The following is a 13,582-nucleotide window of genomic DNA, read 5'->3' as shown; positions in this document are numbered from 1 at the left end:
CAGAATCACGCGTTGTACGGCGCCTGGTAGAAACAGTACGTCCGATTTCCGCAGTGCCCGGGAGGGTGATGACCGCCAGCGCGCCGGGGCCGGTCGAGGCGCAGTTCCGGGCGTCGGTCACCCGCTTCGCGGGGCCCGCGCGAGCGGTGGCGACGACGGTCGTCGGTGTCTTCGGCGTCCTGGCCACGCCCGGGGACGCGCTGCCACTGGCGTTCGGCCTGCTCGCGCTGAGCCTGCTGACGGCCGCGGCCGACGTCTTCACCGGGTCTTTCGTGCCGGCGGTGCTGCGGGCCGGCGCGGTGGGGGCGTGCCAGCCGTGGATCACGTCCGTGCCGGGCGAGGCGAGCCTGTGGGCGGTGAACGTCCTGACGATCACCGCGATCACGTGGCAGTGGGAGCGTTCGCCGCGGCTGACCGGCCCCGTGCTGGTGGCGCTGCTGGCGCTCGGGACGGCGTTCGGCGGCGGCGACTGGCTGCCGGTGGCGTTGCGGGTGGTGGTGGAGAGCGTCCTGGCCCGGGTGGCGTTCGTGCTGCTGGTCCGCTCGACGGCCCGCACGGACGCGGTGCGCGCGGAGCAGGCGGCCCTGGAGCAGGCGACGGCGCTGGACCGGGATCGGCGCCGGCGTGAACGCGAGTACCTGGCGTTGCTGCACGACACGGCATCGGCGACGTTCCTGGCGGTGGCCACGGCCGACCGGGCTTCGGTGGCGGCGTACGCGGCTCGCGACCTGGCGATCTTGACGTCCCCGGACCGGTCGGGTGATACGCCGGTCGACGTGGAGGCGGGGCTGCGGCGGGTGCTGACCGGCCGGGTCCTGCCGGTGACGGCGGTGTGGGAGCCGGTGCCGCTGGTCCCGGCGGCCGCGGCGGTGGCGCTGGTGCGCGCGGCAGAGGAGGCGTTGCGCAACGCGGAACGGCATTCGGGCGCGGACGCGGTCTCGGTGCGGTTGTTCCCGGTGCCGGCCGGGGTGGCGGTGACGATCACGGACGCGGGGGCGGGCTTCGACGTCGATCGCGTACCACCGGCGCGACGCGGGGTACGGGGATCGGTGGTGGAACGGATGAGCGCGGCCGGCGGGACGGCGGAGGTCCGATCGGCCCCGGGAGAGGGGACGACGGTGACGTTGCGGTGGGCGCGTGGTTGAGCCAGTGACATCGCCCGCCGCCGATCCCGCCATCCGGCTCGCCGCGGCCATCCGGATCGTCCTGCTCGGCGTCACCGGCACCATCCAGCTCGGCCTCAGCCTCCCTCCCCTCCTCCGCCACCAGGCCGCCTACCGCCCACCGCTCGCGCCCGACCTCGCCTACGGGTTCCTCGCCGCCGTCCTCGGCCTCTGCGCGTTCTGGATCCTCCGCCGCAAGCCGCTCCCCACGGCCGTCGCGATGGCCGGAACCGCCGGCGTCCTCGTCGCCTCCGCCGCCGCCACCGGCGCGCTCCCGGCCGACTCCTTCTTCCGCGAACCGCACTGGTCCTTCGGGCTCGTCGGGTGGCACCTGCTCGTCCTGCTCGCCGACCGCACCCCCGCCCTGCTCGCCGCGCTCGGCCTGCACGTCGGCGCGAGCGTCGTCCAGTTCCTGCTCGACGGGACCCCCACCCGCACCGAACTCGGCGACGCCGCCATCGTGCTGTTCGCCGTCACCACCTTCCAGCTCGCCATCATCGGGCTGATCCGGCTGCTCGACCGCCGGGCCTCCGACGCCGCCGCGGCCGCCGCCGAACGGGAACGGCTCGCCACCCGGGCCGCTCTCGCCGCGCAGGCCGGGCGGGATCTGCGGGCCGGGTTCGCCGAACAACTCGGGGCGACCCTGCCGCTGCTCGCCGGGCTCGCCGACGGGACCGTCGACCCCGGCACCGCCGACGCCCGCGCCCGGTGCGCGCTCGCCGCCGCGCAGCTGCGGCGCCTCTTCGCCGAGAACGACGACGTCCCCGATCCGCTGGTGCACGAGGTCAGCGCCGGCCTGGACGTCGCCGAGCGGCGCGGGGTCGCCGTGACCCTCGCGGTCAGCGGGGACGTCGTCGACGTCCCGGCCGAGGTCCGCCGCGAGCTGGCCGCGCCCGTGTTCACCGCGCTCGCCGCCGCCCGCACCCGGGCGCGCGTGAGCGTGCTGCGGACGCCCGAGCTGGTGCGCGTCGCCGTCTTCGCCGACGGTGCGGCCGAAGTCACCGGATCGGCGGCGGTCGGTGTCACGTCCCAGTCCCGGGACGGGCAGACCTGGATGGAGGCGCGGTGGCGACCCGAGTGACGGCGGTGGTGGTCGACGACCACCCGGCGGTGCGTGCCGGCGTGGCGTACTGGCTGGCGGCCGGCGACCCGCCGATCGACGTCGTCGCCGAGGGCGAGGACGTCAAGGTCGCCTGGCTCGGCGCGGGCGCGGCCGCCGACGTGGTGATCTTCGACCTGCACCTGGGCGGCCCCGCGCCCGCGTTCGGCGACCTGCGGCGGCTGGCCGAGGCCGGGCGCCGGGTGGTCGTCTACTCGATGCGCGCGGACGACGACGTCGCCCTGCAGTGCCTCGAACTGGGCGCGCTCACCTACCTGACGAAGGCCGAGGGCGCCGGGCACCTGGTCGAGGCGGCGCGGGCCGCGGCGCAGGACCGGCCCTACACGCCGCCGTCGCTGGCCGGGGCGCTCGCCGGGGACCGGTCGGAGACGCGGCCCGCGCTCTCGGCCCGGGAGGCCGAGGTGCTCGTCGAGTGGTTCCAGTCGGAGTCGAAGGAGTTCGTCGCGCACCGGCTGGGGATCTCGCCCAGCACGGTGAACTCCCACCTCGAGCGGATCCGGGTCAAGTACGCGCGCATCGGCCGCGAAGCGCCGACCAAGGCCGCGCTCGTCGCCCGGGCCATCCAGGACGGCCTGATCGGCGTCGACGATCTGTGACCTCGGTGTGGTGCGAACGGCCCACACCACCGGCGGCGCGCCCGGGTTAGCGTCCGGCCGACGGAGCCGCGAGGGCGCCCCGTACCGGCCGCCGCGACCGTCCTGGGGGCGGCCGCGGCGCTCGGCTCCGCCCGGCCGGAACCCGTCCGGCGGGCTGTCCGAGGAGATCCATGAAGCACGTCCGCACCACCGCCCTGCTCGCCGCCTGCGCCACCGCGCTCCTGCTGTCCGCGTGCGGCGAAGAGTCCGGCCAGGCCGCGCCCGCCGCCCCGACCGGCGCGCCGAGCGCGCCGGCCTCCGCCGCCCCCGAGTCGTCGACGGCCGCGGCGGCCCCGGTGGGCGACGTCACGAAGCCCGGCACGGAACTGAAGCTCGGCGAGCGCGCGGTGGTCCCGTTCAAGTACGGCACGACCAAGTCCGGCACGATCGCGATCACCGTGACCGCGATCGAGAAGGGCGCCAACGCCGACCTCGCGAAGTACGGAGACAAGGCGAAGGGCATCACGCCGTACTACCTGCGGGCGACGGTCGAGAACGTCGACGGCGCCGACCTGGCGTACTCCTCGATTTCGCTGCGCGCCCTCGGTTCCGACGGCCGCTCGACGGGCGTGATCATCACCGGCAGCACCGACCAGTGCAAGTCGGGCACTGCGGGCAAGGACTTCACGGCGGCGGGCGCGAAGTTCGAGACGTGCACGCTGCAGGGCGCCCGCGAAGGCGCGGCGGTCGAGGCCGCGACGTTCGACAAGGGCGACGGCTACGACAAGTCCCCGGTGGTCTGGAAGAACTAGACCGCTTTCAGCACGCTCGCCAGGACGATCGCCGCGCCGACGGTCCCGTTCAGGACCCGGTGGTCCACGACGATGGCCGCGAACTCCCGCAGGGTCGCGCTCGGCCAGAAGTACCACGCCGTCGGCGCGCCGATCACCTGGCCGTTCACCTTGACCTTGCGGGCGAGCAGGGCCGCCCGCAGGACGTGGAAGTTGTTCGTCACGACGACGCAGCGGGAGCGGGGCTTGCGCTCGTCCATGACGGCCACGCTGTAGGTCAGGTTCTCCCGCGTCGTCCGCGACCGGTCCTCCAGCAGGATCCGCTCGCGGGCGACGCCGCGCTCGACGAGGTAGTCCGCCATCGCGCGGGCCTCCGGCACGGCCTCGCCCGGACCCTGGCCGCCGGAGGTGATCAGCAGCGGCGAGCGGCCTTTGCGGTCCTCGGCGGCCAGCACCCGGCGGCCGCGCTCGAGCCGGCCGGCCAGCAGCGGCGGAACGGTCTTCCCGCCGAGCAGGCCGGAGCCGAGGACCACGACGAAGTCGAGCGGGCGGCGGCTGCGGACCCGGCCGTAGACGAACGAGTACAGCAGGAAGCACACAAAGAGGAACGCCAGGTACGCGACGATCCCGTTGACGCTGTCGCGCACCGCTTCCAGGGGCGGCCAGCCGAGCTGCCCGACGACGAAGTCGAAGACGATCAGCGCCACGATGCCGACGCCGGCGGCCAGGGACAGCAGGTTCGCCGGGCGGCGGCCTTCGCGGCGCAGCATCGTCACGCCGTTGCCGATCAGGAAGACCGCGAGCACCACGACGGTCAGCGGAACCAGCAGGATCACCCCGAACGCCACGAGCGCCGCGGCGTCCGGGGAAACCGACGCCAGCAGGGCCAGCAACGTCAGCCCGAAGAAGGCGAGCGCGAAGAACAGGTAGAAGCCGTTGCGCAGCTTGCGGCGGTCGAGCAGGAAGCTGACCAGGAAGACGGCGAAGCAGAAGACGGCCGCGGCGAGCGGGAGCAGCGCGGGGTTCACACCGTCTCCAGCCGGCGCCAGGTCGCCAGGAACACCAGCGCGGCGGCGATGGATCCGGACGACGCGAACGAGTTCGCGGCCAGGTAGACGACCCAGGTGTTGTCCCGCACCGTGTCCGCGTAGCCGCCGCCGGCCAGCGACGCTCCGATGAGGACGGTGCCGAGCGCCAGGAACACCGCACCGCCCAGCGCGGCGACGGTCACCACGAGCACCCGCGGGATCCGGCGCGGCCCGTCGTGCCGGCGCACGGCGCCGCGGCGGGCGAGCCACCACGACGCCAGGCAGGCGAGCCCGAGGGCGATCGCGTCCGCGGCCAGGGTGTCGGACAGGCGGTGCCACTTCGCCGTCACGGTGTACGCGCCGATGCCGACCGCCCACGAGAGCGCGAAGAACAGCGTCGTGCCACGCCAGCGGTAAGGGGCGACGAGCAACGCGGCGAAGAGCACGGTCATCGCGATCGTCGTGTGCCCGCTCGGCAGGCTGTTGCCGGCGTAGTGCCCGGTCACCTCGACCAGCGGCGGCCGGGGCAGCACGAACCGCTTGAGCACCTGCGTCACGACCTGGCCGGCGACGATCACCCCGACGGCCGCGACCGCCAGGGCGACCCGCCGGCGCAGCAGGCCGACCAGCCCGACGAGCACGACCGCCGCCCCGAGCGAGTAGAGGGTGATCCGGCTCAGGCTCTCGTCGGCGACGGCCTGGTCGCGCGCGGCGGCCTGGTCGGCCCCGCGCAGCGCCGCGTTTTCCAGTTCCTGCCCCGGAACCGTCCACACGGCGAGGAGGTAGACGGCGACGACGGCAACGGCGCACACGACCGCGACCACCAGCCAGCGACGGGCGGGAACCAACCGGACCTCCTACGGACGCTACTCCCGCCAGGGTAGTCACTCACCGCGTACGATCGCACACCCAGGGTTCACGAACCCGCCACCGGCACGACCGTTCGTCCCTGCAAGTATTGTGCTCCGCAAGTCTCGGGCCGCGTCCGGCGGCCGGGCTCACGGGAGGTGCCGGTGGCGGACGACAGGGAGTCCCCCGCCCCGGAAAGCCGTCCGGACGAAGACGAACTCGCGTTGCGCGACCTGCACGAACGGATCGTCGCCCACCAGCGCGCCATCGCCGAGCACCTCAACCGGGATCGGCCGGCCGGGCCCCCACCCGCCTCGGACCGCTGACCGCTCCTTTGACAAGTGGAGACGTCTCCACTATCGTCGGTGACACATCCGGAGACCTCTCCGCATCTGCCCCTGTCAGGGAGACCCCATGCACTACGTGAAACTCGGCACCACCGGCCTCGACGTCTCGCCCATCGCGATCGGCGCGATGACCTACGGCGAACCCGACCGCGGCCACCCCGTCTGGTCCCTCGGGGAAGAAGACGCCCGGCCGCTGATCAAGCACGCCCTCGAGGCGGGCATCACCTTCTTCGACACCGCGAACATGTACTCCCTCGGCTCGAGCGAGGAGATCCTCGGCCGCGCGCTGAAGGACTTCGCCGACCGCGACGCCGTCGTCATCGCCACCAAGCTGCGTCACCCGATGCGCCCCGGCCCCAACGGGAAAGGCCTGTCGCGCAAGGCGATCATGACCGAGGTCGACCACTCGCTGCGCCGGCTCGGCACCGACTACATCGACCTCTACCAGGTGCACCGCAACGACCACGCCACCCCGCTGGAAGAAACCCTCGAGGCGCTCAGCGATCTGGTGAAGGCCGGCAAGGTGCGGTACCTGGGCGCGTCCTCGATGCACGCGTGGGAATTCGCGAAAGCGCTGCACCTGCAACGCGAGCACGGCTGGGCGCGGTTCGCGTCCATGCAGGACCACTACAACCTGCTGCACCGCGAGGAAGAACGCGAAATGATCCCGCTGTGCCTCGACGAAGGCGTCGGCACGATCATCTGGAGCCCGCTCGCCCGCGGCCGCCTGGCCCGCGCGTGGGACGACGCGAAGTCCACCGCCCGCGCCGAGACCGACGGCGCCTACGCCGACCTGCTCTACTCCCCCACCGAAGAGGCGTCGAACCGCGCGATCACCGAGGCCGTCGGGAAGGTCGCCGAGGCGCACGGCGTGAGCCGCGCCCAGATCGCCCTGGCCTGGCTGCGCCGCCAGGCCGTGGTGACCGCTCCCCTGGTCGGCGCCGGCACGATCCGGCAGATCGACGACGCCGTCGCGTCGCTGGACGTCGAGCTCACCGACGACGAAGTCCGCGCGCTGGAGACGCCCTACACCCCGCGTCACGACTGGCAGGGCGTCTCCGACGAGGCCGAACTGGACGCGATCCGGGCCCGCGTCCCCGGCATGGCCCTGAAGTAGCGCACCGGTCAGGCCGCGCCGCCGCGGAAACCGCGTAGCCGCAGGCTGTTGCCGACCACGAACACCGAGCTGAACGCCATCGCCGCGCCCGCGATCATCGGGTTCAGCAGCCCGGCCGCGGCCAGCGGCAGCGCCGCCAGGTTGTAGGCGAACGCCCAGAACAGGTTGCCCTTGATCGTGCGCAGCGTCCGGCGGGACAGCCGGATCGCGTCGGCCACCGCGCGCAGGTCGCCGCGGACGAGGGTGAGGTCGCTCGCCTCGATCGCGACGTCCGTGCCGGTGCCCATGGCCAGCCCGAGATCGGCCTGGGCCAGCGCCGGCGCGTCGTTGACGCCGTCGCCGGCCATCGCGACGACCTTGCCTTCGTCCTGCAGCCGCTTGACGACGTCGAGCTTGTCCGCGGGCAGCACCTCGGCGATCACCTCTTCGATCCCGACCTCGGCGGCCACCGCCCGGGCGACGGCCTCGTTGTCGCCGGTCAGCAGCACGGGGGTCAGGCCCAGGGCCCGCAGCTGGGTGATCGCCTCGGCCGACGTCGGCTTGACCGTGTCGGCGACCACCAGGACACCGCGGGCCGCGCCGTCCCAGGCCACCGCGACCGCCGTGTGGCCGCGTTCCTCCGCCGCGGCTTTCGCCTCGGCCAAGTCGGCGGGCAGCGGCCGGCTCCAGTCCTCCAGCAGCGCGGTGCGTCCGATGAGGACGGCGTGTCCGTCGACGATCCCTTGCACACCAAGGCCTTCCACGTTCTGGAAGTCTTCGACGGCCGGCAGCTCGACGCGGTCCCGGGCACCGCGGGCGATGGCCGCCGCGATCGGGTGTTCCGACGCGTCTGCCAGGGCGCCGGCCAGCCGCAGCAGCTCGGTCTCGTCGACGCCCTCGCCCGCGTGCACGGCGGTGAGCGTCATCCGGCCGGCGGTGACCGTGCCGGTCTTGTCCAGCACCACGGTGTCGACGCGGCGGGTGGACTCCAGCACCTCCGGACCCTTGATCAGGATCCCGAGCTGGGCGCCGCGGCCGGTGCCGACGAGCAGCGCCGTCGGCGTCGCCAGGCCGAGCGCGCACGGGCAGGCGATGATCAGCACGGCGACGGCGGCGGTGAACGCGGCCGCCGCGCCGGCGCCGCTGCCGAGCCAGAAGCCCAGCGTCGCCACGGCCAGCCCGATCACGATCGGCACGAACACCCCGGACACGCGGTCGGCCAGGCGCTGCACGTCGGCCTTGCCGCTCTGGGCGTCTTCGACCAGCTTGGCCATCCGCGCCAGCTGCGTGTCCGCCCCGACGCGGGTGGCCCGCACGACCAGCCGGCCGCCCGCGTTGACCGTCGCCCCGGTCACCGCGTCACCCTCGCCGACCTCGACGGGCACCGATTCGCCGGTGAGCATCGACGCGTCGACCGCGGACCGGCCTTCCTCGACCACGCCGTCGGTGGCGATCTTCTCGCCGGGCCGCACGACGAACCGGTCGCCCACCGCCAGTTCCGCGGCCGGGATGCGGACCTCGGCGCCGCCGCGCAGCACGGCGACCTCCTTCGCGCCCAGCTCCAGCAACGCCCGCAGCGCGGCCCCGGCGCGGCGCTTGGACCGGGCCTCGAAGTAGCGGCCGGCCAGGATGAACGTGGTGACGCCCGCGGCGACCTCGAGGTAGATGTCGCCGGCGCCCTCCGAGGGCGCGACCGTCAGCTCGAACGGGTGCACCATCCCCGGCTCCCCGGCCGTGCCGAAGAGCAGCGCCCACACCGACCAGGCGAACGCGGCCAGCACGCCCATCGACACGAGCGTGTCCATGGTCGCGGCGCCGTGGCGCAGGTTCGTCCACGCGGCCCGGTGGAACGGCCACGCGCCCCAGGTGACGACCGGCGCGGCCAGCGTCAGCGAAATCCACTGCCAGTAGGTGAACTGCAGCGCCGGCACCATGGCCAGGAGGATCACCGGCACCGCGAGGACCGCGCTGGTGATCAGCCGCTGCCGCAACGGCCGCGCCGGATCCTCTTCGTCCACTTCGGACTCGGGCGGCTCCTGCCGGGGCAGCGTCGCGTGGTAGCCGGCGGCTTCGACCGCGGCCACCAGCGTGGCCGGGTCGACGCCGTCGGGGGCGTGCACGCGCGCCTTTTCGGTGGCGTAGTTGACCGAAGCGGTGACGCCGTCGAGCTTGGTGAGCTTGCGCTCGATGCGGTTGGCGCACGACGCGCAGGTCATGCCACCGATCGCGAGTTCGATCTCGGTCATGATCGGCTCTCCTTTCGCGGTCAGTGGCCGGCGGTGACGGTGAACGGGGCGGTCCGCACGACCCCGCCGTGGCGGAAGTCGAGGAACAGCCGGTACGTCCCGGCGCTCGGGACTTCGGCGGCGAACTTCACCTCGGGTCCGGCGCCGGGGCTGCTTTCGGGGTGGACGTGCAGGTAGGCGAGGTCGCCTCCGCGCAGCGCGACCAGGTGCCCGTAGGCGCCGAGGTAGGGCCGAAGGTCGGTGACCGGGACACCGTCGTGGCTGACGGTCAGCGTCAGGGGCGACGTCTTGCCCGCGGTCAGGTCCCCGGCGAGTTCGACGCGGTAGCCGTCGACGGTCGCGACGCGGCTGGGCGCGAAGGTCGCCGGCCGGTAGTCCCCCGCGACCGAGAGGTCGACGCCGAGGGTCAGCGGCTTCCCGCCGGTGGGCGCGAAGTCCGCGAACGCGCGGTAGGAGCCGGCGGCCGGGAGGCTCAGCGGGACGCTCCACGTGCCGTCCGGAGCCAGGTCGGGGTGGACGTGCTGGAAGCCCGCGGTGTCCCGGCGGACGACGATCAGGTGCAGCTTCTTCTCGTGCTCGACGTCGAACGCGGTGACGGGGCCGCCGTCCGGACCGGTGATGCGGAAGGTGAACCGCCCGGCTTCGGCGACCGGGTCGGCGAAGGTGTAACCGTCCTGACTGGACGTGAGCCCGCCCGGGAGCTCGGCCGCGGCCGGCATTTCCACGTGGCCTCCGCCGTGCGCGGGCTCCTCGGTGGCGGCCGCGACCGGCCTGGCCGCCTTGCCCACGATGAATCCGCCGGCGGCGAGCAGGGCGAGCACCCCGCCGAACACGGCGAGCCGTGCTGTGGTGTTCATGGCTGTTCCCTCGAAGTTCCGGTCGCCGGTCAGCCGGCGAGGGTGTACCCGGCTTCTTCGACGGCGGCGCGGACGCGCGCGTCGTCGACCGGCTCGGCACTGGTGACGGTGACGGCCCCGGTGGGCAGGTCGACGGCGACGTCGGTGACACCGTCGATCGCCCCGACCTCTTCACCGACCGAGCTCACGCAGTGCCCGCAGGTCATGCCGGTGACGGTGTAGGTGGTCTGGCTCATGGCGTCCTCCGGAAGCGGGCTGTCTCGACCCGGTCGACCATACCCCTAGGGGGTACCAGTATCAAGTCCGGTGCTCGCCGGCCTCGGCAACGTCGTCCTCGGCGCGCCGGTCGAGCAGCCGTGGCGGTTCACGCTCACCCCGGATCCGGGCGCCGATGTGACGAACCTGCTCACGGCACCACGAGCCGCGCGAGGGGAACGTGGTGCTGGCCCGCGTGCATGTCGCGGTCCCGCAGCGAACCCTGGCTGACCGGGCGGGGGAAGGAGATCTTCACGACGTTGAGCGACGGGATCCGGAAGATCCGGATCGTGCTCTCCTCGACCCGGTACAGCTCGGCGATGACCCGCTCGTTCAAGAAGGTCTCGTCTGCCGCCACGCGGTAGCCGGCCGCGTCGCGCAGGAACAGCTCCATGGTGACCCAGAACGGGCCCGCGTTCTTCGACCGGACCTCGTGGGCCAGGTCCGCCAACGTCGTTTCAGGCACGGGTTTTCCCTTCGACACCGAACTCGGTCCGGAACAGCTCCAGCGGCGCGCAGTCGACGACGTGGTTCAGCACGAACTCGTACGCCGCGCCGCGCTCCACCTCCGCCGGCGACGACGCGAACGCGAAGCTCGGCAGGTAGTCCATCGACGGCGTCGGCAGGTGCAGCATCAGCGGGTTCGCCACCTTCGCCACCGCCGTCGCGGTCGCCTGGTCGGGGGCGTTGACCAGCAGCATCACGCCCACCTCGCGCGGCGGACCGGTTTCGGGTTCCAGCTCGCCCAGCACCGCGTTGTGGCCGTAGAGGCGCAGGTCGAACGCGTATTCGCCGTCGGCGAGGCCGAGGGTCTGGCCGACGCGCTGGGTGATCAGCGTGCGCATCAGCTCCGCCCAGGTGTCGATCTCGGCGAGCACCAGCGGGTCCCGGATCGCCGTGAACGACATCGTTTCGTACCCGGTGACCCGCGCCCCTTCCAGCTTGATCGTGTGCTGCTCGGCGTGGTGGAACTTCGACCCCGTGACGCGGACGATCCGGTCGTCGACGGCGGTGTACTCGGCGTCGCGGACGTCGAGGGTGCCGTCGGGTTCGCGCATCCGATGCGGGTTCGCGGTCTCGTAGAGCATGTGCGCGGCCACCGAGATCGGCGTGCACGCCGACGCCGGGTCGAGCGGCTCGATGGTGAAGCCGCCGGTGTCGATCGTGGCCAGGACGCCGCCGGCGCGCGGGTTGCTCGTGCACTGGCCGCCGCACTCGATGATCTTGGCGGCGTGCCAGGTCGGACCGGCCGGCATCCCCATCATCAGCGGGTAGGCGGCCGCGACGGCGGTGTCGGTCGCGCGGCCGGCGAGCACGACCCGGGCGCCCGCCCGCAGTGCCTCGACGATCGGCTCGTGGCCCATGGCGCCGACGATGTGCGTGCAGCTTTCGAGGGTCTCGGCGTCGAGGTTTCCCAAGGGCGGCAACGGGTGGACGCGGTCCAGGTACTCCTTGAGGCCGGCGGCGTCCTGCTCGCTGTAGATCCGCGCGACCTTCAGGTCCAGGCCCTCTTCCGCGAGCACCTCGGCGGCGATCCCGGCGACCCAGTCGACGCCGGTGTCCGTGCCACTCGTGCCGCAGGACCCGACCACCACCGGGATTCCCGCGCCGGCGGCGGCCATGAAGAGGCTGCGCAGGTCGCGCGCCACGGCTTTGGCGGTCGTCTTCGCGGTCGCGGCGCCGAGGTAGTACGGGCCGGAGTCGGTGGAGCCGCCGTCGACGCTGATGACATCGGCGCCCAGGGCGATGCCGCGCTCGACGGTCGCGTGGTCCCAGCCGGCGCCGAGCATGCCGCTCGGCGCCAGCACGCGCACTGTGTCCATGGTCCTCATTCCTCTCGGTTCACGACGAATCGGCCCGGGCCGCCATGCTTCGGCGGTCTGGCCGGCGCGTCAGCGGTTCCCCGCACGACGTCCAGGGCCGCGCGCGCGATTTCGCCGGGGCGCGGGTCACCGGACGCGTCCGTCGGGGCGGCGGCGCCGCAGCCCGGCGACGCGGGCGACCAGCAGCACGGCGACCGCCGTCACGACCCCGACGTCGAGCAGCATGAACCGCCAGCCGGTCACGTCGACCATGCCGCCGACCAGCGCCGGGCCGGCGAACCCGCCGCCCGACCAGCCGACCGTGTAGAGGCCGGAGTAGGTGCCGAGCACGCGGGCCGACGGGGCGAGGTTCCACAGCACGACCGCCGTGTTGACCATGAACGCCGCCGCGCCCGCGGCCGCCACGCACATCGCCACGACGACGCCGGCCGGCGTCGGGATCGCGGTGCCCAGCACCATCGCGGCGGCGAACACCGCCATCCCGATGAGGATCACCCGCAGCCGCCCGAAGCGCTCGGCGAGCAGGGCGACCGGGTAGGCGGCCACGATGAAGGCCAGGCCGCTGGGCAGGGTCAGGCCGCCCGCGTCGCCGCGGGACAGCCCCAGGGTTTCCATGCCGTAGCTGGTGATCAGCGACCGCGAGGCGAACCACGCGCTGCCGAAGGCGAACACGGCGGCGATGACCAGCAGCCGGCTGCGGTCGGCGTCGCGCACGATGTCGAGCAGGACGTCGCGCATCCGCACCCGTGGCGAAGCTTCGCCGGGTTCGGCGCGGTCCTCCTCGAGCGCGGCCCGGTAGGCCGGCGAGCGGCTGTCGCGCACCTTCCAGGCGAGCACGGCCACCGACCCGGTCATCAGCACGGCGGGGATCGCGAACGACAGCTTCGGGAAGCCGTCGATGAGGAAGAGGCCGATCAGCGCGGCGACGATCACCGTGATGCTGGAGGCGATCTTGACCGCCGCGTTGGCCCGGCTGCGCCGTTCCGGGGCGATGAAGTCCGGGAGCAGCGACTCGGCGATCGGCTTGAAGGAGTTCGCGACCAGGGCGTAGCCGAACATCGTGAGGATCAGCAGCGGCAGCGAGGCCGCGGCGTGCGGGATCAGGACGAACAGCAGCGCCGCCACGGGCATGCCGACGACGAGGTACGGGATGCGCCGGCCCCACGCCGTGCGCGTGCCGTCCGAGCGGTTGCCCATCCACGGCTGGACGAAGATGCCGAGCAGGTTGTCCATGCCCATCAGCGCGCCGATGAGCGCGGCGCTGCCGAGGTGCTCGCGCAGCAGCGGCGGCACCTGCGAGTCGTAGAGGTTCCACGTCGATTCCTGGGCGAAGACGGCCAGGGCCACGAAGAACGTGATGCGCCCGGTCCGGACGCGCGGGGTGGTCGACGTCATCGTCGGCCCCCTTCCGTTGGTCGTGGCCGCCACCGTA

At 73.2% G+C, this 13,582-nt stretch carries 14 protein-coding genes; 6 read left to right on the top strand and 8 right to left on the bottom strand.

All coding sequences use genetic code 11. The features are described from left to right. Window positions 1-68: 68 nt before the first annotated feature. The 4 genes from BLV96_RS47370 to BLV96_RS47355 all read left to right on the top strand — a co-directional run bounded on the left by BLV96_RS47370 (window position 69) and on the right by BLV96_RS47355 (window position 3,670). The gene (locus tag BLV96_RS47370) at window positions 69-1,145 is read left to right on the top strand and encodes a sensor histidine kinase (protein WP_086675877.1); all 1,077 of its coding nucleotides are present in this window, start codon (window positions 69-71) and stop codon (window positions 1,143-1,145) included. Next, complete coding sequence (locus BLV96_RS47365; protein WP_244180998.1) at window positions 1,138-2,244, top strand: hypothetical protein; 1,107 nt, start codon at window positions 1,138-1,140, stop codon at window positions 2,242-2,244. Before BLV96_RS47370 ends, BLV96_RS47365 begins: the two co-directional genes overlap by 8 nt. Then, window positions 2,229-2,879, top strand: coding sequence for a response regulator transcription factor (locus tag BLV96_RS47360; RefSeq protein WP_208608546.1), 651 nt, complete (start codon window positions 2,229-2,231; stop codon window positions 2,877-2,879). Before BLV96_RS47365 ends, BLV96_RS47360 begins: the two co-directional genes overlap by 16 nt. 170 nt (window positions 2,880-3,049) lie before the next feature. Further along, window positions 3,050-3,670 (top strand): hypothetical protein, encoded by a 621-nt coding sequence (locus tag BLV96_RS47355; RefSeq protein ID WP_086675876.1) that lies wholly within the window; start codon window positions 3,050-3,052, stop codon window positions 3,668-3,670. Here the strand turns inward: BLV96_RS47355 and BLV96_RS47350 are convergent. Together BLV96_RS47350 and BLV96_RS47345 are read right to left on the bottom strand one after the other, a co-directional pair. Then, window positions 3,667-4,677 carry a YdcF family protein gene (locus BLV96_RS47350; protein ID WP_086675875.1) on the bottom strand — a complete coding sequence of 337 codons (1,011 nt, stop codon included), beginning with the start codon at window positions 4,675-4,677 and terminating at the stop codon, window positions 3,667-3,669. The two genes, BLV96_RS47355 and BLV96_RS47350, sit on opposite strands and share 4 nt — an antisense overlap. Further along, complete coding sequence (locus BLV96_RS47345) at window positions 4,674-5,525, bottom strand: phosphatase PAP2 family protein (RefSeq protein ID WP_143051159.1); 852 nt, start codon at window positions 5,523-5,525, stop codon at window positions 4,674-4,676. The genes BLV96_RS47350 and BLV96_RS47345 overlap by 4 nt, the downstream gene beginning before the upstream one ends. 165 nt (window positions 5,526-5,690) lie before the next feature. Here BLV96_RS47345 and BLV96_RS50210 point away from each other — a divergent pair, with 165 nt between their 5' ends. Next, the gene (locus BLV96_RS50210; protein WP_158104128.1) at window positions 5,691-5,852 is read left to right on the top strand and encodes a hypothetical protein; all 162 of its coding nucleotides are present in this window, start codon (window positions 5,691-5,693) and stop codon (window positions 5,850-5,852) included. An 88-nt stretch (window positions 5,853-5,940) separates the two neighbouring features. Further along, on the top strand, window positions 5,941-6,990 hold the full coding sequence (locus BLV96_RS47340) for an aldo/keto reductase (RefSeq protein WP_086675873.1): 1,050 nt from the start codon (window positions 5,941-5,943) through the stop codon (window positions 6,988-6,990). A gap of 8 nt (window positions 6,991-6,998) precedes the next feature. On the opposite strand, the gene BLV96_RS47335 is transcribed toward BLV96_RS47340, so the two are convergent. The 6 genes from BLV96_RS47335 to BLV96_RS47310 form a co-directional block, all read right to left on the bottom strand. Beyond that, window positions 6,999-9,215: a heavy metal translocating P-type ATPase gene (locus BLV96_RS47335; RefSeq protein WP_086675872.1), complete on the bottom strand. Its 2,217-nt coding sequence runs from the start codon at window positions 9,213-9,215 to the stop codon at window positions 6,999-7,001. Window positions 9,216-9,235: 20 nt separating this feature from the next. Continuing rightward, window positions 9,236-10,072, bottom strand: a complete 837-nt coding sequence (locus BLV96_RS47330) for a YceI family protein (RefSeq protein ID WP_086675871.1) — start codon at window positions 10,070-10,072, stop codon at window positions 9,236-9,238. Window positions 10,073-10,101: 29 nt separating this feature from the next. Next, entirely contained in the window at window positions 10,102-10,308 is a 207-nt protein-coding gene (locus tag BLV96_RS47325) for a heavy-metal-associated domain-containing protein (protein ID WP_086675870.1), read from the bottom strand. Window positions 10,309-10,478: 170 nt separating this feature from the next. Continuing rightward, window positions 10,479-10,793, bottom strand: a complete 315-nt coding sequence (locus BLV96_RS47320) for a DUF4387 domain-containing protein (RefSeq protein ID WP_086675869.1) — start codon at window positions 10,791-10,793, stop codon at window positions 10,479-10,481. After that, window positions 10,786-12,150: an acyclic terpene utilization AtuA family protein gene (locus BLV96_RS47315; protein ID WP_086675868.1), complete on the bottom strand. Its 1,365-nt coding sequence runs from the start codon at window positions 12,148-12,150 to the stop codon at window positions 10,786-10,788. The genes BLV96_RS47320 and BLV96_RS47315 overlap by 8 nt, the downstream gene beginning before the upstream one ends. Window positions 12,151-12,276: 126 nt before the next feature. Then, window positions 12,277-13,545, bottom strand: a complete 1,269-nt coding sequence (locus BLV96_RS47310; RefSeq protein ID WP_086675867.1) for an MFS transporter — start codon at window positions 13,543-13,545, stop codon at window positions 12,277-12,279. Window positions 13,546-13,582: the final 37 nt, after the last annotated feature.

Origin of the sequence: Amycolatopsis pretoriensis (assembly GCF_900107925.1) — a bacterium.
Taxonomy (GTDB): domain Bacteria; phylum Actinomycetota; class Actinomycetes; order Mycobacteriales; family Pseudonocardiaceae; genus Amycolatopsis; species Amycolatopsis pretoriensis.
The sequence above is the reverse complement of the archived record's forward strand: the minus strand, read 5'-3'. Positions and strand labels throughout refer to the sequence as shown.